19 protein-coding genes are annotated in these 20,994 nt (G+C 65.3%); 15 read left to right on the top strand and 4 right to left on the bottom strand.

Annotated features, from left to right (window positions below; all coding sequences use genetic code 11):
- Position 1 precedes the first annotated feature (1 nt).
- Complete coding sequence (locus ACPYOD_RS09945) at positions 2 to 1,144, top strand: hypothetical protein (protein ID WP_481301583.1); 1,143 nt, start codon at positions 2 to 4, stop codon at positions 1,142 to 1,144.
- A 3-nt stretch (positions 1,145 to 1,147) separates the two neighbouring features.
- Here ACPYOD_RS09945 and ACPYOD_RS09940 read toward each other — a convergent pair whose 3' ends face one another.
- The 3 genes from ACPYOD_RS09940 to ACPYOD_RS09930 form a co-directional block, all read right to left on the bottom strand.
- Complete coding sequence (locus tag ACPYOD_RS09940) at positions 1,148 to 2,404, bottom strand: heme biosynthesis HemY N-terminal domain-containing protein (protein ID WP_481301582.1); 1,257 nt, start codon at positions 2,402 to 2,404, stop codon at positions 1,148 to 1,150.
- Positions 2,401 to 3,555 carry a uroporphyrinogen-III C-methyltransferase gene (locus tag ACPYOD_RS09935; RefSeq protein WP_481301581.1) on the bottom strand — a complete coding sequence of 385 codons (1,155 nt, stop codon included), beginning with the start codon at positions 3,553 to 3,555 and terminating at the stop codon, positions 2,401 to 2,403. The genes ACPYOD_RS09940 and ACPYOD_RS09935 overlap by 4 nt, the downstream gene beginning before the upstream one ends.
- A 67-nt stretch (positions 3,556 to 3,622) precedes the next feature.
- A complete protein-coding gene (locus ACPYOD_RS09930) occupies positions 3,623 to 4,393 on the bottom strand; it encodes a uroporphyrinogen-III synthase (protein ID WP_481301580.1) in 771 nt (256 codons plus the stop codon).
- Between the two features lie 136 nt (positions 4,394 to 4,529).
- On the opposite strand from ACPYOD_RS09930, the gene ACPYOD_RS09925 reads away from it, so the two are divergent.
- The 3 genes from ACPYOD_RS09925 to ACPYOD_RS09915 all read left to right on the top strand — a co-directional run bounded on the left by ACPYOD_RS09925 (position 4,530) and on the right by ACPYOD_RS09915 (position 5,953).
- Positions 4,530 to 5,000 carry a YiiD C-terminal domain-containing protein gene (locus tag ACPYOD_RS09925; protein WP_481301579.1) on the top strand — a complete coding sequence of 157 codons (471 nt, stop codon included), beginning with the start codon at positions 4,530 to 4,532 and terminating at the stop codon, positions 4,998 to 5,000.
- Positions 5,001 to 5,029: 29 nt separating this feature from the next.
- Positions 5,030 to 5,443 (top strand): hypothetical protein, encoded by a 414-nt coding sequence (locus tag ACPYOD_RS09920; RefSeq protein ID WP_481301578.1) that lies wholly within the window; start codon positions 5,030 to 5,032, stop codon positions 5,441 to 5,443.
- Between the two features lie 63 nt (positions 5,444 to 5,506).
- Positions 5,507 to 5,953 carry a rhodanese-like domain-containing protein gene (locus ACPYOD_RS09915; protein WP_481301577.1) on the top strand — a complete coding sequence of 149 codons (447 nt, stop codon included), beginning with the start codon at positions 5,507 to 5,509 and terminating at the stop codon, positions 5,951 to 5,953.
- A gap of 142 nt (positions 5,954 to 6,095) precedes the next feature.
- On the opposite strand, the gene ACPYOD_RS09910 is transcribed toward ACPYOD_RS09915, so the two are convergent.
- Entirely contained in the window at positions 6,096 to 7,151 is a 1,056-nt protein-coding gene (locus tag ACPYOD_RS09910; protein ID WP_481301576.1) for a 2Fe-2S iron-sulfur cluster-binding protein, read from the bottom strand.
- A gap of 50 nt (positions 7,152 to 7,201) precedes the next feature.
- Here ACPYOD_RS09910 and ACPYOD_RS09905 point away from each other — a divergent pair, with 50 nt between their 5' ends.
- The 11 genes from ACPYOD_RS09905 to ACPYOD_RS09855 form a co-directional block, all read left to right on the top strand.
- On the top strand, positions 7,202 to 7,654 hold the full coding sequence (locus ACPYOD_RS09905; RefSeq protein WP_481301575.1) for a hotdog fold thioesterase: 453 nt from the start codon (positions 7,202 to 7,204) through the stop codon (positions 7,652 to 7,654).
- The gene (locus ACPYOD_RS09900) at positions 7,651 to 8,595 is read left to right on the top strand and encodes a serine/threonine protein kinase (RefSeq protein WP_481301574.1); all 945 of its coding nucleotides are present in this window, start codon (positions 7,651 to 7,653) and stop codon (positions 8,593 to 8,595) included. The genes ACPYOD_RS09905 and ACPYOD_RS09900 overlap by 4 nt, the downstream gene beginning before the upstream one ends.
- 47 nt (positions 8,596 to 8,642) lie before the next feature.
- Entirely contained in the window at positions 8,643 to 9,086 is a 444-nt protein-coding gene (locus ACPYOD_RS09895) for a hypothetical protein (protein WP_481301573.1), read from the top strand.
- A 19-nt stretch (positions 9,087 to 9,105) separates the two neighbouring features.
- Positions 9,106 to 10,275: a class I SAM-dependent rRNA methyltransferase gene (locus ACPYOD_RS09890; protein ID WP_481301572.1), complete on the top strand. Its 1,170-nt coding sequence runs from the start codon at positions 9,106 to 9,108 to the stop codon at positions 10,273 to 10,275.
- Between the two features lie 48 nt (positions 10,276 to 10,323).
- Positions 10,324 to 11,406: a DNA topoisomerase IB gene (locus ACPYOD_RS09885; protein WP_481301571.1), complete on the top strand. Its 1,083-nt coding sequence runs from the start codon at positions 10,324 to 10,326 to the stop codon at positions 11,404 to 11,406.
- 59 nt (positions 11,407 to 11,465) lie between these two features.
- Positions 11,466 to 12,401 carry a hypothetical protein gene (locus ACPYOD_RS09880; RefSeq protein WP_481301570.1) on the top strand — a complete coding sequence of 312 codons (936 nt, stop codon included), beginning with the start codon at positions 11,466 to 11,468 and terminating at the stop codon, positions 12,399 to 12,401.
- 444 nt (positions 12,402 to 12,845) lie between these two features.
- Positions 12,846 to 14,999, top strand: a complete 2,154-nt coding sequence (locus ACPYOD_RS09875) for a type I secretion system permease/ATPase (RefSeq protein ID WP_481301569.1) — start codon at positions 12,846 to 12,848, stop codon at positions 14,997 to 14,999.
- Positions 14,996 to 16,390: an HlyD family type I secretion periplasmic adaptor subunit gene (locus tag ACPYOD_RS09870; protein WP_481301568.1), complete on the top strand. Its 1,395-nt coding sequence runs from the start codon at positions 14,996 to 14,998 to the stop codon at positions 16,388 to 16,390. Before ACPYOD_RS09875 ends, ACPYOD_RS09870 begins: the two co-directional genes overlap by 4 nt.
- Positions 16,368 to 16,700 carry a hypothetical protein gene (locus ACPYOD_RS09865; protein ID WP_481301567.1) on the top strand — a complete coding sequence of 111 codons (333 nt, stop codon included), beginning with the start codon at positions 16,368 to 16,370 and terminating at the stop codon, positions 16,698 to 16,700. Before ACPYOD_RS09870 ends, ACPYOD_RS09865 begins: the two co-directional genes overlap by 23 nt.
- A 226-nt stretch (positions 16,701 to 16,926) precedes the next feature.
- Positions 16,927 to 17,499, top strand: a complete 573-nt coding sequence (locus tag ACPYOD_RS09860; protein WP_481301566.1) for a hypothetical protein — start codon at positions 16,927 to 16,929, stop codon at positions 17,497 to 17,499.
- 535 nt (positions 17,500 to 18,034) lie between these two features.
- Positions 18,035 to 20,994, top strand: a 2,960-nt coding sequence (locus ACPYOD_RS09855; RefSeq protein ID WP_481301565.1) for a calcium-binding protein, incomplete at its 3' end; no start/stop codon positions are given.

Raw genomic sequence — 20,994 nt, 5'->3', positions numbered from 1 at the left:
CATGCACTGGTACCTCGAAGCCCTCGGCCTTCCCGCGCATGCCGACCTGGTGGCCGTGCGCCGCGCCTATGCCGCCGCCCTGCGCGGTATCGACCAGGCGGCGGACCCCGCCGGTTTCGCTCGTTTGCGCGAGGCCTACGAGGCGGCACGTGCATGGTGCGAACAGGCAGACGCCGCGGCGCGCGAAGCCGCCCCGGCGGAAGCGTCCGCACCCGTTGACGAAGAGCCTGGCGAAGACGATGCACCGCCGGAGCGGCCGCAACAACATAAAGCTCAGACCCACGCCGACCCGACGGTCACCCTCGCCTGGCGTTTCGCTGCCGATGTCGGCGCGCGACGGATCGAAGCGATCCCACAACTGCTGGAGGAGGCGCTGGTCTACCTGCGCACGCAGTACATCGATGCGCCCGGCCGCTTCGAGGAATACCTCATCGACCTGCTCGGCCTGCAACGTATCGGTCACCGCGCGGCCGTCTTCGCCGCCGCGGAAGAGCAGTTCCACTGGCGGGAGGTGGGCCACCTCGCCGCGCTCGGCCAGCGGGGACAGTGGATCGAGCTCGTGCTCGCGCAGCGCGAGGACTGGCTTGCGCTCGCGGCGGACCGCCGCTCGGCATGGCTGGAGCTTTTCGCGCGTGCCGAAGCTCGCCTCGACAGTTCGCTGCTCCGCCATTGGCCCGAGATGGCGAAGCTGCAGGAACGGTTTCCCGCATGGCTCAGCCTGCATGTCTCCGGCGAGACCTTGCAGGCCTGGAAGGAGGCCTTCGAGGCGCAATCGCCGGCCGCGCGCGAGGCGTTCACTCGCATGGCTCCGCCAGACGCGGCTTACCTCCCGGCATCGGTCGTCGCCGCGCGCCGGCGCACGAAGGAACGATCCACCTGGCGGGTCATGGGTGGCTTCGCGCTGATGCTGCTCGGCGGCCTCGCCAACGTTGCCTTCAATGGCACGCATTCTGGACTGGACCTGTCGTTCCCGCCGCTACCGTCGTCGATACCGGCGGATACCCCGCGCCAGTGCATGGAACTCTATGCACGCATGGACAAACCCGACGCGTTCGCCGACATGACGGCGGACGAGGTGGAGACCATCAAGACGCGCGGCGAACGATGTGCGCGGCAGGGCGACTGGCACCCGCCGACGCCCTGACCGTCACGGCGACAGCCGCGGCACGCCGTGCTGGTCGCGCTCTTCCACGGCGGTGACGCGCGTATCGATGCGCCGTGCGCGCAGTTCCTCGGGCAATGCCTCGGCGCTTTCGCCGCGCGCCAGTGCCAGCGCGTTGCGGTAGCACCGTTGGGCCAGCTCGGGCTGCCCTTCGCCGGTGTAGACGTCGCCGAGCGCTTCCCACGCCGTGGCATTGGGCTCGATGGCCAATGCACGCTCGAGATAAGGGCGGGCCTTGCCCCACAGGCGCACGCGCACGCACATCCTGCCGACGGCCGTGAGCAGCGCGGCATCGTTGGGGTGCGTGTCCACCCACCCTTCGGCGCGACGCAACCGCTGCTCGATGTCTTCGGAACCCATGCCGCCGTACGTGGCGGCGAGCATCGGCGACCATTCGCGGCGCAACGCGGTTTCGATCTCGTCCATGGCTGCCATGGTCTGGCCGTAACGCGCGGCCTGTCGCGCATAGGCGTCCACGGCGGCAGGCAGACGACGCTGCCCCTTCGGCAACTGCGACCACAGGGTGGCCAGCGTCGCGCCATCGCCGGCGCTCAGGATATACGCCGCCACCACGCGCGCCTCGACTTCAGCGTAGCGGCGCGCGCCTAGTTCGCTGCTCTTCTGCAACGGGTCGAGCGCGCGCATTGCATTACGCGCTTCGCCGGTGGCGAGCGATGCCTCGGCGTATTCCATCCAGCCCGCTGGCGTGAGCGTGCCGGCACCGGCTTCCGGTGCCAGCAACGCGACGGCGTCCGCGGGCCGGCCACTCATGCGCAGGAAGCGGGCACGCAGCACGCGTGCTGCCCGTGGTGTTTCCTGTGCCGCCTGGTCCAGCGTTTCCAGTGCACGCGCGGATTCGCCGTGACGCTCCGCGGCTTCGGCCGCCGCGAGCAGCGCGGGACCGCGCACCGAGGGATAACGCGCGGCGCGGTTGAGATCGCGCTCGGCCTCGCTATGCCGACCTTCGATCAGCGAGACGAGGCCGTCGGCCAGACGACGGCGGCTGAGGCGGCGATGACGCCGCGTCATGGCGCCGAACGGCCAGCGGAGGATGGCGACGATCAGGGCGATGACTGCCCATGCCAGCAAGAGCAGCGCCAGCGCCGTCACCACGGTCATCTGCACGCTGGTGCCGCGGAGGCGGATGAGCACGTAGCCGGGATCTTCCGCGACCCAGTGCCACGCGAAGGCGGCTATGACCGCGACCAGGATGAGACCGACGATCCAGCGCCACGGTTTCATGGCTTGCCCTCGCCCGGTGCGCCGACGCTGCCGGCGTGCGCCGGCGTGGCTGCCGACGCCGCGGCAGCGGGATGCGTGCCCTGCAACGCGTGCACCGAGCGCAGGTTGCGCAGTTCCGCTAGCGCGGCGCCCAGCTTCGGTTCATTGCCGCGGGCCTGGCTGGCCAGGAGCGCGGCGACGCGCGAACGTGCCGTCTTCACCGCCGGCGCGGTCGCGTCGAAATAGGTGGCGAGCGCCCCATCCGCGCGCTTCAGCGCCGCGGCGCGGCCGGTGTCGTCGTACGCGAGCACGGCCGCTTCCGCATGCGCCACATCGAGCGCCGCCAGTTCACGGGCGATCCGTCCGTCGGCGAGGGCGACCGGCGAGCCTTCATCGTGGCTGACGCGCACGATGCTGCCCAGCGCATTGCCGGCCCGCTGCCAGAATCCCGGCGGCGTGCCATCCGCGGGCGCGGCGGCGTCTTCCCGCTTCAACGGCAGCGACGGCAGCTGCGCGCGCAGGTCGGCCAGCGTGGCGAGGTCGTTGCCGCGCGCGGCAAGCGCCACGGCGGCGAGGGCCTCGCGCTCGGCCGCCAGATCCTGGCGTACCGCGGCGAACGCGCTGTCGTTAACGGCAGCGAGCGTCTTGTCGGCAAGGTCGTATGCGGACAGGGCACCGGCGGCATCGCCGAACAACGCGAAGCGCTCCTTCGCCATGCGCAGCAGCGACTCCGCTTCGTCGAGCAGCATGGCGTCATGGCCGCTCAGGCTGCGCTCGGAAAGGTTCGCCACGGCATCTTCGAGGTTGCGCGTGCGCTCCGACACGCCAAGCATCTCCTCACGCGCCGATCGATTGACCGCGTCCGCGTCGCTGAGCCTGCGGCGCAGGTTGGCGTTTTCCTCGCGCATGCCGTCCACGCCGGCCTGCAAGGTGTCGACCTGGCCGCGAAGGCCATTTGCCGCGCCCAGGTCGGCACGCATCTCCCAGACTGTCCATGCGGTGTAACCCGCGGCACCCAGGGCCGCCAGGGACAGGAGGATGGCCAGGGCGAGCGCGCCTCCGCCACGCCGGGGCGCGGCCGCGACGGGCGGTCGCGACGTGGCGGGCGAGGGCGCGGCGGCCGGGGCCGGCGTTGCCGGCGCGGTATCGGTCGGAGGAGTCTCGTTCGTCATGGGCGCCATGCTAGCAGGCCATACGGCAACGCACGGTGCACGGGCGGCACGGAGACGCGCCGGACCTTCAGCGCCCGGTGAACGAGACCTCGGTGGCGGCCTTGAGCAGGTCGCCCGGCAACGCCGAGCGCGCCACGGTCACGCGCTCGAAACCGGCTTCCATGGCGATTTCCCTCATTCGCTCGCTGCTCACCACGGCGACCGCCTGGACCAGCTTGCGCCAGGCGGGCGCGATCAGCGCCCGGCGCAGGTGGTCGAGGGCCTCGGCGCTGGACAACAGCACGGCGGAACGCCGGCCGAGCTTGAGCAGGGGGTCGATGTGGCGGCGGTCGATCCGCGGCGCCACGCGGTGATAGACATGGATCTCTTCGAGCCGCGCTCCGCGCTGGGCGAGTTGCTCGCGCAACAGGCCCCGGCCTCCTGGCGCGCCGACGAGCGCTACCCGCCGGCCCGCCAGTTCGGCCAGTTCAGGCATGCCGAGCACGCCTTCGCTGTCCTGCGATTTCTCGGGGAAACGGGCATCGGGCACATTGGCGGTCTTCAGCGCGCGCGCGGTACCCCGTCCTACCGCGATGACGGTGGCCCTGGTGGCCAGGGGCAGCACATCGGCGGCGAAGCGCACGGCGGCGGGGCTGGTGAAGACCAGCACGTCGCCTTCCAGCGCGCGGCGCAGGGCCGCATCGACGGTGGAAGCGTCTTCGGTCGCGCGCAGGGAAAGGCCCGGCACACTGACCGGAATGCCGCCAAGCTTGCGAACGCGCCGCGCAAGGGGGCCGGCGGTACCTGCGGGACGGGTGATGACAACCGTAACGTTACGAAGGGGGAGGGAGCGACTCACTACTTCAGAGTCCTGTCTGGCATCCTGCGACTTGAGGGTCAGCTTAGGAACGTTGGGGCGGCATCGCCAATGCCGAAGGTTGGGTCTTCACATACGCGTGCGAACTGTTCACCCGGCCGCTTAGACTTCGCCGCTTATGACCACGTCCCCGCCCCCGTCCCCTCTCCCCGAGCTCGAGCATTTCATCCGCGACGGCATTCCTCTCGCCCGCGCCATGGACCTGCACATCGCGGCCTTCGATGGCGATTGTCTCGTCATGACCGCGCCGCTGGCGCCGAACATCAACGACAAGGGCTGCGCCTTCGGAGGCAGCCTCTCCAGCCTGATGACGGTTGCCTGCTGGGCCCTCGTGGAGGCGCGCCTGCGCGAACGAGGCCTCGATTGCGACGTGTTCGTGGCCGATTCCACCGTCCGCTACCTCGATCCGGTCTGGGATGACCTGCGGGCGGAAGCCACGCTCGCCCCGGGTGCCACCTGGGAGCCGTTTTTCGCCACGCTCGAAGCCCGCGGCCGTGCCCGTGCCGACTTCGCGTGTGTCGTTCCCGGCACGGTGGGCAAGCCGGCGGCCAGCCTCGACGCGCGCTTCGTCGCCAAGCGCCGGGCATAATGCCCGCCGACGCCACGATGGAAGCCGCCATGCGCCCGCTCGCCCTGCCCGCCCTAGCACTTGCCCTCCTGGCCCTCTCCGGCTGCGCCACCGACAAGCGCAACCAGGCTCTGAACAAAACCCTGATGAACTACGCCGCGGCGATCCGCTGGGGCGATTTCGCGGGCGCGCAGAGTTTCGTCGACAAGGACTATGCCGCCGAGCACCCGATGAGTTCCATCGAGCAGGGACGGCTGCAGCAGTTGCGCGTCACAGGCTACGACGAAGGCTCGGGTCCGCGTCCGGACGGCGACGACGACGTCGTTCAGGTGGTGCAGATCAATGTGGTGAACATCAACACCCAGGCCGAGCGCGGCATCGTCGACCGGCAGCGCTGGCATTACGACCGCGAAAAGAACAAGTGGGCGCTGAAGACGGGCCTGCCGGATTTCTCGCCGCACTGAGCGGCCACCGCCCTTGCGATACAATCGGCGGTTTGATCCCATCCCGGGACGCGGAAAGACCCGATGAACGACGTAATGCAGAAGCTGCCCGCTTTCGTGACGAACCACGCCCTGCTGGTGGCGGCGTTCGTGGTGATCCTGATCGCGCTGGTCGCGGGCGAGGCGGGTCGCCTGTTCCGCAAGTGGAAGTCGCTGACGCCCGCGGGCCTCACGCAGCTGATCAATCGCGACACGCCGCTGATCATCGACCTCTCCGCGAGCGCGGATTTCGAGAAGGCCCACATCCCCGGCGCGAAGAACGTTGCCATGAGCCAGTTCGACCCGGAAACGCAGAAGGATCTCTCGAAGGCGAGGGAGCTGCCCGTGGTGCTCGTCGACAAGGACGGCCGCGGCGTGGGCAAGGCCGCCAACCGGCTGGTCAAGGCCGGGTTCGCGCGCGTGTTCGTACTGGACGGCGGCACCTACGCCTGGCAAACCGCGCAGCTGCCCTTGGCGAAGGGCAAGAAGTAAGGCTTTCGCTGGCCTGTGGGAGCCGGCTTCGCCGGCGATCCCGCGGCAGCGGGCACACTCGCGAGCACGTATCGCCGCTGAAGCGGCTCCCACAGGGAAAGATGCGACGTTGTCGCAGAGTACTTCGCCGCCACAGCGGCTTCTACAGGCCGTGGATGCCTGGCCTGCCTCGCAGGATTTCGGTCAGTACATCGGGCGCCACATCGAACGAGTCGAAGTACAGCCGGTCTTCCGGCAGCTTCGCATCGATGAGGAACTGACGGCCCGCGGCGATCATCGCTGGCGGGCCGCTCATGTAGAAGTCGAAGCCGGACAGGTCCGGATGGTCTTCCAGCAGCGCCTCGTGGACCAGGCCTTCGCGCATGCCCGCCGCGCGCGCCGCCTCGGGGTCCGATAGCACCGGTGTGAAACGGATGACGGGCGATTGCTCGGTCCATCGCGTGGCGAGGTCGAGCAGGTAGAGGTCCGCCCTGTTGCGCGCGCCCCAGTACACGTGCATCGGCCGACGGGTGCCAAGCGCGATGAAATGCTCCACGATGGCCTTTACCGGGGCGAAGCCCGTGCCGCCGGCCATGAACAGCATCGGCCGCTCGGAGTCTTCCCGCGGCACGAACGTGCCCAGCGGCACTTCGATGGTCAGGCGATCGCCCACGCGCAGCGCGTCGTACACCCAACTGGTAAAGCCGCCGCCTGGCACGTGTCGCACGTGCAGTTCGATGAGGCCGTCTTCCCGCGGGCAGCAGGCGATCGAGAACGGCCGATGCTTGCCGCCGTCCAGCACCACATCCAGGTACTGGCCCGGCAGCCAGTTCACGCGGCTGCCGTCGGAGGGCCGAAGCCAGACGCCGACCACGTCGGGCGCGAGTGGGCGGCGCTCCACCACCTCGGTCTCGACCCGGCGATGCGGAATGTCTTCCACCGAGGCGATCTCGCGCGCCTGGATGGCGATGTCGCCACGGGGCACCGCCTGGCACAGGAGGATGGCGTGGCGCGACGGGGGTACCCCGGTGAGGGCCACGGGCGGATTGCGCGGGTAGTCGCATTCGCCGGCCACCAGCGTGGCCTTGCAGCTGCCGCACACGCCGCCGCGGCACGAATACGGGAGGGCGATTCCCGCGCGCTGGGCGGCTTCGAGCACGGTCTCGCCGGCGGCGGCGTCGAAGCGCTTGCCGGACGCTGTGAGGGTTACGGTGGGCACCCGCCCATTGTAGGACAATGGCGGCTTGCCCCAAAGGAAGCACGCCGGCCATGGCCATCTGGAAACACCCCATCGACCTCGCCCGGATCAACGGCTGGAGCCGCGGCACGATGATGGAAACGCTCGATATCCACTTCACCGCCTTCGGCGACGACTGGCTGCAGGGCACCATGCCGGTTGACCATCGCACCCAGCAGCCGTTCGGGCTGCTGCACGGCGGCGCCTCGGTGGTGCTTGCCGAGACCCTCGGCAGCTCGGCCTCGCTACTGACGCTGGACGTGGAGAAAGAGGTGGCGGTGGGCCTGGATATCAACGCCAACCATATCCGCGGCGTCCGCGGCGGCATCGTCACCGGCACGGCCAAGGCGGCCCACCTCGGTCGCACCACGCAGGTGTGGGAGATCCGCATCGAGGACGAACAGGGCCGGCTCGTCTGCCTTTCCCGCCTCACCATGGCGGTGATTCCGTCGCCGGGCGGCGCGCCGGGGAACCTGCGCGGGTGAGCGGCGCCGCCCCGTACGCCGCGCTGTCGCCGGACCTCGTGCTGGCCGCCGTCGATGCGGCCGGCCGCTGGAGCGACGGCCGCCTGCTCACGCTCAACAGCTACGAGAACCGTGTGTTCCAGGTCGGCCTCGACGAAGGCGGATTCGTGGTGGTGAAGTTCTATCGCCCCGGCCGCTGGTCCGATGCCGCCATCGAGGAAGAACACGCCTTCGCGCTGGAACTGGCCGAGGCCGAACTGCCGGTGGTGGCCCCATTGGTGGTGGAAGGGCACACCCTGTTGCGCCACGAGGGCTTCCGTTACGCGGTGTATCCGCGCCGCGGTGGACGGGCGCCGTCGCTGGAATCGGCCGATCAGCTCGAGTGGCTGGGGCGCCTGCTGGGCCGCATGCACGCGCTGGGCTCGCGCGAACGTTTCCACGCACGCGGTACGCTCGACCGCGCCACGATGATCGAGGCGCCGATGCGCGCAGCGTTGGGCTCCGACCTGCTTCCGGCGCATCTGTTCGATGCGTACCGGCATGCCGCAGGGCGCGTCGACTTGGCCGTGGCCCACCGGTTCGAAGCCGTCGGCCCGCTCCGCCACATCCGGCTGCACGGCGACTGCCATCCGGGCAACGTGCTCTGGACGGACGCGGGTCCGCACTTCGTCGACCTCGACGACGCGCGCATGGGCCCTGCCGTGCAGGATCTCTGGATGCTTGCGGGCGACGACGCCATGATGGACGCCCTGCTCGAAGGCTATGGCCAGTTCCGCGATTTCGATCCGGTGGAACTCGCCCTCGTTCCCGCCCTGCGGGCGATGCGGCAAGTGCATTACGCGGGCTGGATCGCCGAGCGCTGGCACGATCCGGCCTTCCCCGCCGCCTTTCCGTTCGCGGCCGAGGCACGCTGGTGGGATCAGCACATCGCCGACCTGCACGAGATCGCCGACGACCTGTAACCGGCGTCCGCAAGCCATAATCGCGACCTGCCACTCCGGGAGAACCCATGCATTCCTTCTTCACCCGCGTCATCGCCGTCTTCGAGATCGCCGGCGGCCTGTTCGGCCTCGTCCGCCAGTTCGACCGGTTGCTCGGCGGACGCTTCGGCGGGGTGGATGCGATCGTCGCGGTCCTGGGCGTGCTGCTGTTCGCCTTCATCCTCGTGGCGGGCGTGCTGCTGGCCAGCAACGACGGGCGCGGTACCAGCATGTCGATCTGGGCGCAGTTCCTGCAGGCGCCGCTGGTCGCCACGCCGTTCTTCAGCTACGCCCTCTCCAGCGGCGCGTATGCGAACCTCTCGCTGACCTTGCAGCACTCGCCGCGTCTCGGCTTCGACTGGGCCATCGCCGAACACGGCTGGCTGCTCGCCATGGGCGGACCCTCGGCCGCGCACATCGGCATCAACCTCCTTGCACTGGTGTCCTGGCTCGTCCTGCGCTTCGGTCGCTGAGGGCCGGTATCATTCACCGATGAACGCACCCGCACTCCCCGTCATCCGCCTGAAGTCCGACCGCATGCCGGGCCACCCCTGGATCTGGTCCGCACAGGTCGTGAAACCCGCCGACCGCCTGCCACCAGGCAGCGTGGTGGACGTGGAGGACGCCAAGGGCCGCTTCGTCGGCCGCGGCTTCTGGAACGGCCATGCCCGCGTGGCCCTGCGGCTGCTGACCACCCATCCCGACGAACGCATCGACGACAGCTGGATCGCCGACCGTCTCGCACGTGCCGTGGAACTCAGGCGCGAACTGCTGCGCCTCGACGAAGTCAGCGACGCCTGGCGCGTCGTGCACAGCGAGGGCGATGGTCTCTCCGGCCTGGTGGTCGACCGTTACGCGAACCACCTGGTGGTGGAGTACTTCGCCGCCGGCATGTGGCGCTTCCGGGACACCATCCACGCCGAGCTGCTGCGGCACTTCCCCGGCGCGTCGCTGTACTGGTTCGCCGAGCAGCACGTGCAGCGGCAGGAATCGTTCGACGTCCGCTCCAACGACGCACCGGCCGCGGTGGACGTGCACGAGCACGGGCTCGCCTTCCACGCTGCGCCGGGCCTTGGCCACAAGACCGGCTTCTTCGCCGACCAGCGCGAGAACCGCCGCCGCTTCGCCGCGCTCGCGCGCGGACGCCGCGTGCTCGACCTCTGCTGCAACGCCGGCGGTTTCGCCGTCCATGCCATGAAAGCGGGCGCGCTGGAGGCCACGGGCGTCGACGCCGACGCGGCGATCCTCGAGGTGGCGCGCGAGAACGCGCGCATGAACGGGGTCGAGGCGCGTTTCGAACAGGGCGACGTCTTCGAGTGGCTGCGCGCGGCCATCGACCGCGGGGAAACCTGGGACGCCGTGGTGCTCGATCCACCGAAGCTCACGCGCGACCGCAACCAGGTGATGAACGCGCTGAAGAAGTACTTCGCGATGAACCGCACCGCGCTCGACGTACTCGCCCCAGGCGGCATCCTGCTTACCTGCTCGTGCACGGGCCTGGTCGGCGAAGACGATTTCCTGGAAATGATCCGGCGCGTGGCACTGAACGCCGGACGGGACATCCAGGTACTGGACGTCGCCGGCGCGGGCCCCGATCATCCGGTCGCGAGCAACGTGCCCGAAAACCGGTACCTCAAGGCGGTGTTCTGCCGGGTCGCCTGACGCGGCGTTCACCGTGCCTTGATCGCAGGCCGGGACATAGTCCCGGTCATGTCCCGGAATCCCCCACCCGAAGCGCTCGCGCTGGTCAGTGCGGAACAGGCCCACGCGAAAGCGGCGGGCCTCGTGTACGTCTGCGACACCGACCCGGGCATCACGCGGTGCAAACGGGGGAAATCGTTCCAGTACTTCGACGCCGATGGCCGGCGAATCACCGATGAGGCCGTGCTCCAGCGCATCCGTTCGCTCGCCATCCCGCCCGCGTACACCGGCGTATGGATCTGCGCGAACGAGCGCGGCCACCTGCAGGCGACGGGGCGCGACGCCCGGTCGCGCAAGCAGTACCGCTACCACCCGCGTTGGCGCGACGTGCGCGATCGCGGAAAGTTCGAACGGATCGTCGAGTTCGGCGAGGCGTTGCCGCGACTTCGCCGCCGCCTTCGCAAGGACCTCGCCCTCCCGGGACTGCCCAGGGACAAGGTGCTGGCGCTCGTGGTGAGCCTGCTCGAGGAAACGATGATCCGGGTAGGCAACGACGTGTATGCCAGGCAGAACAACTCCTACGGGCTCACCACGTTGCGCTCCCGCCATGTCGCCGTGCGCAAGGGGCGCATCAGTTTCCACTTCCGCGGCAAGAGCGGCCTGTGGCGCGATGTGGACCTGGACGACCGCCGCCTGGTGAAGGCCGTGCGCCGCGTGCAGGAGTTGCCCGGGCAGCGGTTGTTCCAGTACATCGACGACGACGGGCAACCGCAACCGGTGGACTCGGGCATGGTGAACGACTACCTGCGCGAGATCACCGGCGGCGAGTTCACGGCGAAGGATTTCCGCACCTGGGGCGGCACCGTGCACGCAGTGGCGACACTGGCGGCACTGACCCTGCCCGAGGAGGGCGGCGAGCGTGCCGTGAAATCCGTGCTTGCCGGCGCGGTGAAAGAGGTGGCCGCGGTGCTGGGGAATACTCCCGCCGTGTGCCGCGCGTCGTACATTCACCCGGAAGTCTTCTCGGGCTGGACCGACGGGCACCTGCATCGCTGGGTGCCGCAAACCTGCCTTCGCTTTCCCCGGAAATTGGAAACAGCGACCCTGACTTTTCTACGACGGCGGCTTCGTGCGACGAAGCGCTCCCGCTAAGACGATTGGACGGCTATAGTGCGCGCCCGGGGGATTGCGTTTCGAATGATGTTGGGGCCGTGGTGAAGATGTCGCGCTGGAAGGCAATTCCCGTCGTGCTGTGCCTGCTTGCCGGCACGGGCACGCATGCGCAGCTGGCAGCGGCCGAGCCGCCCCTTGCGCTGCCCGGCCCCGTGGAACATCGCGGCGTGGTGGACGACACCTGGATCGTCGCGCCCAAGCGGCTCGGCGACGCGACCCTGGCGGCGGTGAAGAACTATGCCGACGAAGGGGACATCGCCGCCGGGGTGTCCCTGCGTTATCGCATCGACAACGCCGACTGGATCATCGCGGACGTTTTCATCTACCCCGCGGGCGAAGGCGACAACGCCACGATGCTGAAGCGGGCGATGGAAGACTTCCGCGAATCCGTGGCGTTCGCCGAGCGCCAGCAGATCTACCGCAACGTGTGGTGGGGCGATGAAAGCCCTTATACGGCCACCCTGCCCGGCGGGCAGAAGGTGGAGGGCCGTTTCCTGCCCATCGTGTTCGACGCCCAGCAGGACATGCTGACCTCGCGCGCCTATCTGTTCTACCGAAAGCTGTACTTCGTGAAGATCCGCCTGAGTACGGCCGTGGAAGCGGTGGACTCGCTCGCGGAGAACGCGGACGCGTTCATCGCCAACCTGCTCGGCGGCATCGACATCGTCAGCACGGGCACCTGCGGCAAGAAGCTCGACATCCTGGTGTCGGCGCCCGGGCAGCCGCCGCCGGCGGGCCTGAAGGATGGCGTGAGCCCCGACGGCTACCGGCTGCTGCTGAAGCCGGGCCGTCCCGGCACCGCCGCCCACGCCACGGACATGGCGAAGACGGCCGCGCTGGCCGCGAAGCGGCAACAGGCGAATGGGTGCACCACCCTCGAATACAATCCGCCGCTGGAAGACGACACGCGCGCGGTGCTGCACCTGTCGTTCGGCCCCGACGACTGGGGCACCTCGCCGCAGAAGCAGCCCTGACAAAGAAAACGGCCGGGGCGCGTCCCACGCCCCGGCCGTTGCCGTTCACCGGTTGAGGTGGCGCTCAAATCCTTGAGCGAACCCCGCCAACCCGCGGCGACCCCGTAATGATGCGGGACTTCGCCGGTGCGGCCCATGGAATAAATCTGAAAAACACGTCCCGTGTGATCACGGCGCGAAGTCCACAAGCGACAGCGTCACCTTTCGGACAGTCGCTCGTCTTGATGCCTGCCTTCGGCGCAGCGCAGCCCTATACCTCATTTTTTCCGCCACGTCATGAGAATCGGGCACAACTTTCGTTTTTGCAACGCAGTCCACACTTCGGCGCATTGCCATGAGATTTGAGACTGGTCGTATGGTGCATGCGCCAACGCGCACCTAACCTTCCGCACCTTTCGGCTTACTCCAATCCAAGCCGAGAGATGACAAAGGCAGGAGCACCGCATGCAAGAAGCAGCCCTGGCGCCGACGCCACGCGCCTCCGAAGACGCCGTCGATACGCTCCTGGCAGGATTGGTCCTCTTGGCGCGCTTCCATGGCGTGGCGGCCGATCCGGCACAGCTGGCCCATGAGTTCGGCAACGGACGCCCGTTCGACGAAGTAGCCACCTTGCTTGCCGCCAAGTCCCTGGCACTGAAAGCTCGTTTCGTCGACCAGCCGCTTGACCGACTCGCATCTGCGCCGCTTCCCGCCATCGCGCAAATCGACGGCGATGCACATGCGGTTCTTGCTCGCGTAGACGGTGACGCATTCCTCGTACACGACCTCGTCGAGCGGCGCGTCCGCCGAATCGATCGTGAGGCGTTCGCCGCCATGTACGCAGGACGCCTGTTGCTCGTGACAACCAGGCAGAAGTCGCAAACGCGGGGCGGCGCCTTCGACCTGCGCTGGTTCATTCCTGCCGTGGTGAAGTACCGCCGGCTCTTCGCCGAAGTGGTGCTGGTGTCGGTCTTCGTCCAGGCTTTCGCCCTGGTCACGCCGCTGCTGTTCCAGGTGGTAATGGACAAGGTGCTCGTGCACCGCACGATCTCTACCCTCAACGTCGTGGCGATCGGCATCGCCGCCGTCGGTCTGTTCGAGGTGCTGCTTGCCGGCCTGCGCGCCCACGTCTTTGCACATACCACCAGCAAGATCGATGTGGAGCTCGGCGCCGGGTTGTTTCGCCACCTTATCGCCTTGCCCCTGGCCTATTTCGAAGCGCGCCGCACCGGCGAGACCGTGGCCCGCGTGCGCGAACTCGAAACGATACGGGGATTCCTCACGGGACAGGCGCTCACGTCCGTGCTCGACCTGTGCTTCACCGTGGTGTTCCTCGCAGTCATGACGATGTACAGCGGCACGCTCACCCTCGTCGTGCTGGCCTCCCTGCCCGTCTACGCCTTCTGGTCGGCCTTCGTCACCCCCGCCTTGCGTCGCCGTCTCGACGAGAAGTTCGCGCGCGGGGCCGAGAACCAGGCCTTCCTTGTAGAAGCCGTGAGCGGCATCGGCACCATCAAGGCCTCCGCCGTCGATCCACGGATGACGCACATCTGGGACCGTCAGCTCGCCGGCTACGTGGGTGCCGCCTTGCGTGTTACCCGCCTGGCCAACATCGGCCAGCAAGGCGTGCAGCTGATCCAGAAAGCCGTGGCCGTGCTCCTCCTGTACCTGGGCGCACGGTTGGTGATCGAGGGCGACCTTTCGGTGGGCCAGTTGATCGCCTTCAACATGCTGTCGGGACAGGTCGCGGCACCCGTCGTACGGCTTGCCCAGCTGTGGCAGGACTTCCAGCAGGTGGGCCTTTCCGTTCGCCGGTTAGGCGACATCCTCAACACCCCGACGGAACGCGCGGGCAGCCGCGTGGCACCGCCGGCGATGCGTGGAGACATCGCGTTCGAACGGACGACCTTTCGCTATCGTCCGGACGGCGCCGAAGTGCTTTCGGGCATCGACCTCCACATCGCGGCTGGCGACGTCATCGGCATCGTGGGCCGTTCCGGTTCGGGCAAGAGCACCCTCACGAAACTGGTGCAGCGCCTGTACGTACCCGAACGTGGCCGTGTACTCGTGGACGGCAACGACCTCGCCATGGTCGACCCGGTCTGGCTGCGCAGGCAGGTGGGCGTGGTGTTGCAGGAGAACTTCCTGTTCAACCGCAGCGTGCGCGAGAACATCGCGCTGGGCGACCCCGGCGCCTCCCTCGATGAAGTGACCCACGCCGCCCGGCTCGCCGGCGCACACGATTTCATACTCGAACTTCCGGAAGGGTACGACACCGTCGTCGGAGAACGGGGCGGAACGCTTTCCGGGGGCCAGCGGCAGCGCATCGCCATCGCCCGCGCGCTCATGACCGACCCGCGCATCCTCATCCTCGACGAAGCCACGAGTGCGCTCGACTACGAGTCCGAGCACGCCGTCATGGGCAACATGCGGGCCATTTGCAAAGGGCGCACCGTGCTCATCATCGCGCACCGGCTATCCACCGTGCGCCATGCGGACCGGATCGTGGTCCTCGACCGCGGCAAGGTAGTGGAGGAAGGCCGGCACGACGACCTTTTGCTCCGCGAAGGTGGAAGCTATGCACGGCTTCACGCCTTGCAGGCGGGTACCGCCGCATGAAAGCCGGCCGCATCCTTGGCGGGATCGCCTCCCATGCACAGGCATGGCGTGACGCATGGCGGGCGCGCCATCAGCACGCTCCACCCTTTCGCACGACGGAAGAGATCGCCTTCCTCCCCGCCCACCTGGAACTCATCGAGTCGCCGGTGTCACCCACGGCACGGACCACCCAACGCTGCATCATGGCCGTCTTCTGCGTCGCGCTGGCCTGGGCCATCTTCGGCCATCTCGACATCGTCGCCAGCGCGCCGGGCCGCACCGTCGCCACGTCCCGCACGAAGATCGTGCAACCCATGGAGATTGCCACCGTGGGGCGCATCGCCGTTCGTGACGGTGACAGCGTGCGCGCCGGGGACCTGTTGATCGCCCTCGACGACACGGTAGCGGAAGCCGACCGCATGAAGGCCAGCGAAGCCTTGGCCGCCGCCCAGACGGCGATCCTTCGTTATGACTGGCTATCCACTGCGCTGAAAAATGGGCAGCCAACGGAGCCCGCCACCGGCGATCCGAACGCAGACAGGCTGGCATCGCTCGACTTCGCCCAATTCGTGGCCCACAAGCGGGCGCTGGAAGCATCGCTCGCCCAACGCCGCCGCGAACTCGCCACGGTAGAAGCCCAGATGCCCGATCTACAGTCGAGTTCGGACATTGCGAGCCAGCGCGCCGACGATACAAAGAAGTTGGTAAGCGCGGGCCACGTGGCCCGGCATGAACACCTCGTCCGCGAACAGGAGCGCACGGAAGCCCGGCGCACGGTCACGGGCCAGCGCACGCGCATGGCCGAACTGCGCTCTGCCATCGACGCCGCGGCGCGGGAACTCGACACCCACATCGCCACAACGCGACAGCTGGCCGCCGACCACCTGCGCGAGGCACGCGAAAGCGCCGCCCAGTACGAGCAGGACCTCGCCAGCGCCGAGCGCCGCAAGGCACAACTCAGCCTGCATGCTCCCGTGGACGGCACGGTGCAGCAACTCGCCGTCCACACCGTCGGCGGCGTGGTCACGCCCGGCCAGGCGCTGCTAGCAGTCGTACCCGACGACGATCCGCTTGAAGTCGAAGCCACCATCATCAACCAGGACATCGGCTTCGTGCATGCGGGGCAGCGTGTGACGGTGAAGATCGAAAGCTTTCCATATACGCGTTACGGCTTTCTTGAAGGCACGGTACAGAGCGTGTCGCACGATGCGGCGCAGGACGAGAAGCTGGGCCTCGTTTTCCCTTCGCGTATTCGACTCGATCGTACGACGCTGCGTATCGATGGGACGGATGTATCGCTGACGCCTGGCATGAATGTAACGGCGGAAATTCGCACCGGGCGGCGGCGGTTGATCGATTACTTGTTGAGTCCGTTGAAGGAGCACGTGAGTGAAGCAGGAAGAGAGAGATAAATCGATTTCTATCGGCGCCCTGAGAATGATGCAGTCACCCGAGACGGATACGGCCATTGGTCGAAGATACGCGATCGTCGCCTTCAGCGCCTATGTTTTGCAGAGGCGCTCATCCTCGCAAACGTACAACCAGACGGAATCGACAGATTCATTGTGTTTGGCGGCATCGCAAGTTACGGAGTCCCCTTGGACAGAGGGCGAGAACTGGTCATTCATCTTGCTGCTCAGACAGCGGCGCTACCGGCCTATCTCTTTGCAAATTACAAAGCGATTAGAAATGCCATCTTCGCAGGAAGAAAAATGGGCATAAAAGCAGCTATAGGAGGACCATTCCTAGCAATTACGTTCAGCGCACTTCTGTACTCGCCGGCAAAGTCTCAAGTCAGCCCGGAGTTCCATAGGTTCAACGCACTTCACGAATTGGTGACGCATTCGAACCTGGCGTACTCCTTAACTACAGGCTTTTGCGTGACTCTCATCGGACTTGGAGTACAGGTCCCTATCACCCAGGCAATTAGACTTCTTAAAAAGCGGATATGAATACCACGAACCAAGGATGGCACTACTTCGCTGCGTGGTTAGCCGGCTATCTGATGGCCGAAATACTAATTCGCGTCGGCATTCAACCCGAATGGATGAATAGATTGCACTCGTTTGCGGCGATCGCCGCATATGACGTAACAGCGGAAAGGAAAATTCAATTCGCAACGCATCTGACTACCCAAACCGTCATGGCCGCCGCATATGGATACCTCAATAGGACATCAATATCAAAAGCGATTGCAAAATTTGGCAGCATCACCTGGAAGGAGATAGCCGCTGGACTCTTCATCTTCTCTACCTTGGCGTGGATTACCTATACGCCGATTGCGACCGAAGCAGATGCCGGTACAAATCGGCTCCGAGTTATCCACTCTCTTGTCATTAAATCAAACGTTGCTTACTCGCTGAGCGTAGCGCTAAGTGTGTACGGTATGACGCTTGGATCGCAACTGATGATCATCGGCATCATCAACAAGATTCGATGTCGAATGAGCAAAACTCATCCCGCCAAGATGCAACTCTCCAACAACAATGCAGTGAGAAAAATAGATGATCGAAGAAAATAAGGACGATCTTCGCGCATGACTAAATTTACTCCGCTACAGATGGGCTGGATCTTATCGGGCGCTCACTTTTGCCTGGCGTACCTTCTCTCCACCCTACATACGTTGTATTTCTCAAAAAATGATCTGACGTTTGTCGAGGACTACGTCGGCCTGATTCGATGGATGGAATGGAAAGGGCTGAATCGGTCAGTTCTGGACGCTCATGCATTGTTCTCTGCTCTGCTAGCACCCTTATCTTTTGCAGGATGGCATTACTTCGCAGTCGATGCTCGCCCGAGGCGGCCTAAGCCCTCCATATGGCATAGCCTATTTTTTTCCGCATACCTTCTTCCGATAGCAGCTCTCTTCCATTATCAATACGCACTCAAAGGAGACCAGTCCTTCTTCAAATCACCACTACTTAAGATCATTGCTAATAGCGATGCATTGATCTCTTTGCTGTTTAGCTTAAGTGCATGGCTTATGGTCGGCCTCGCTTACTTAGCTGCACTACCTATATTTGAAATGTTTACTTGCAAGCATAGAAGGAACACAAATGACTGTCACAAATAGGGACGAAAGCGGAAACGACGAAACGCTAGCCAACATTGCCGCACTATCTTCAATCTCGAAGACCGCGATACTGAGCAGCCTTGACGAGTACGAGAAGGCCTATCTGCGAGCCACAACCGCCGGCTTAGATCGTCATGAAGCACAAGTACAGGCGCTTACTTCGATGCATGAAGCGCAAGAACGCCTATTTCTAGAGCGGGCGGCCCAGGCCGCTCAGCAAGGAAACCCTAAGCTTTCGAGCCTTCTCGCGGATTCTGCGTTACACGCGCGGACAGAAGCTAGCCTGCTAAGCGCGAGCGCGGAAGGCGCCAGAGAAGCGCTGGAACGCTACGCAACAAGCCGTAATAGCGAATGGTCCAACCTCGTTGGAACCAGCGATGCGCTAAAGTTCTTGCGAAAGTATGGCGGGCCTGTGGGTGATACTGCCGATCTCACTCTTGCGCTTATCAACGGAACCGACGGCGACGTCGCAAAGGCCGTTACTGGCATCGCATTTGGATTTACGGTTGCGACACTTGCGAGAGGAGTCGTCGTCGCGGGCATGTCTGCCACACCCGTGGGGGCTGCCGCTCTCGCCATTACGGTGATCGGCACGATTACCATGGAACTGTTTGTCAAGGATGAACAGTGGGAAACACTCGCTGCGCCCTTCAAGGAAGCGATCGCGGAAGTGCGAGAAAGCATGTCTGATATATGGCAAGCCTTCCTTCGATTCGTGGACGGCGCTAGTGGCGATATTTCGAATTCGGTTAACAACTCCTTCCTATCCGCCCTCAACCTCATCCGCCGCATCGACCCCCTCGTCCTCGACCTCGATGGCGACGGCATTGAGACTTTGGGCACCGATGCCGGCGTGCTCTTCGACTTCGACGGCGACGGTGTGAAAACCGGCACCGGTTGGATCAAGGGCGACGATGGCTTTCTCGTCTTGGATCGCAACGGCAACGGACAGATCGACAGTGGTGCGGAACTGTTCGGCGTGGATACCGTCAAGCGTGACGGAACGAAGGCGCACAATGGCTTCGATGCGCTGGCCGACCTGGACAGCAACGAGGATGGCCTGTTCGATGCTAATGACGAGATGTTCTCGCATGTTCGCGTGTGGCAGGACCTCAACAAGGACGGCATCGCCCAGGCCAACGAGATGAAAACGCTGTCCGAACATGGGATCAGCGCCATCGTGCTCAAGTCGAAAGAGGCGAACGAAGACTCCAACGGCAACCTCATCAGCGCCACGGGAAACTTCATCCGCGAGGACGGCAGCCTGGGAGAGGTCAACGGTAACCAAAGCCTCGCCGCGGACGTCGACCTGGAAAGCAATCCTTTCTACAGCGAGCATACCGATCCGGTCGAGCTCGACGATGCGGCCCGGCAGCTACCGAACCTGCAAGGTTCCGGAATGGTGCGGGAACTTCGCGAGGCAGCCATGCTGAGCCCCGAACTCCGTGGGCTTTTGGAGGCCTACGCTGCGTCGGGAAGTCATCGCGAACAGCGTGATCTGCTCGACCGACTGATCGCTGCATGGGCGGCCACGGGTGAAGGTTATCTGCCGTTCGAGCAGCGCATCGACGGCCTGGATTCTAACGGCGTGGATTTTCGCTTTGCTTTCTCATGGGAAACTTCGGGCAAGGAGCCAACGGAGGCGCAAGCCCGTTTCCGCGATCGCCTTGCCCGGTTGAACGTGCTCGAATCGTTCAACGGGCAGCCGTTCCTTGAGTTTACGATCGAATCGATGTCCTCGACCTCCGCACGGGTCAATATCCGCATGGGCGCCAACACGACCACCCGAACCGTCGCCATTCGGGACGGCATAGTCATGCTTACCGAGGCCGATCTACCCATTTCGAACGATGCGCTGTCTCTGCTAGATGCGTCGTATCGGGAATTGCTTGGGTCGGTTCAGCCTGGCCTGCTCCTGCAAACGAGATTGAAGCAGTATGCGGACGTGGTAGATATCAACTTGAACGGCGATATCGTAGCTCCCGACCTTGAACGGGTGTTCCAGCGGCTGACGGAGGCCGCGATTGGGGATCCCGTGAGAGGCATCCTGGACGGATTGGATTTGCTACGTTCGCTGAAGTCCTTTGACGCAGGGAAGCTCTCCATTCTGCTCGAATCGTGGCTCGGAGCGCTCTCTGCAGATCAACGAGCCCAACTCGATGACGAGCTCCTGGGTGATGGCCGGGTCGTTTTCGACACCTCGTCCTCTTCGTCTGTAAGCACGGGCGATGGAAGCGATCTCGTTCTAGGCCTCGGAGGTAACGACAAGCTTTATGGGCAAGGTGGCGACGATTTTCTGTGGGGTCAGGACGGTAGTGACTCGCTCTACGGAGGCAATGGTAATGACGTGCTGAGAGGTGGTTCGGGCGATGACCGGCTGGAAGGCGGTGCTGGATCCGACACCTACGTTTTTGGCCGGGGCGATGGATGGGACGTCATTTACAACAAGGACACCTCCGCCGACCGGTGGGACGTCTTGCAATTCAGCGACGGGATCGCACCGGGCGATGTCTACGCCCGACGTGGCAGCAGCTATCAGCTTTACCTGTACATCCGCGGCACTAAGGACGGCCTCACCATCGACTACTACTTCTACAACGAAGGGCACCGCCTCAACGACATCCGCTTCGCCGACGGCACCTCCTGGTCGTACGAACAGATCAAGGCCATGGTCCTGGCATCCAGCGACAGCGACGACACCCTCTATGGGTATGCCAGCGACGATGCGATCGACGGCGGGCTGGGCAAGGATGTGCTCTACGGAAACGGCGGCAACGACCGGGTCGACGGTGGCGAAGGCGATGACAAGCTTTACGGCGGCGACGGCAACGATATCCTGACCGGCGGCTCGGGCGATGACCGCCTCGAAGGCGGTGCCGGTTCTGACACGTATCTCTTTGGCCGAGGCGACGGGTGGGACGCCATCTACAACAAGGACACATC

Source organism: Luteibacter sp. HAY1-4A (assembly GCF_056755355.1).
Note: the sequence above shows the minus strand (reverse complement) of the source record. Positions and strands in the feature narration are given on the sequence as shown.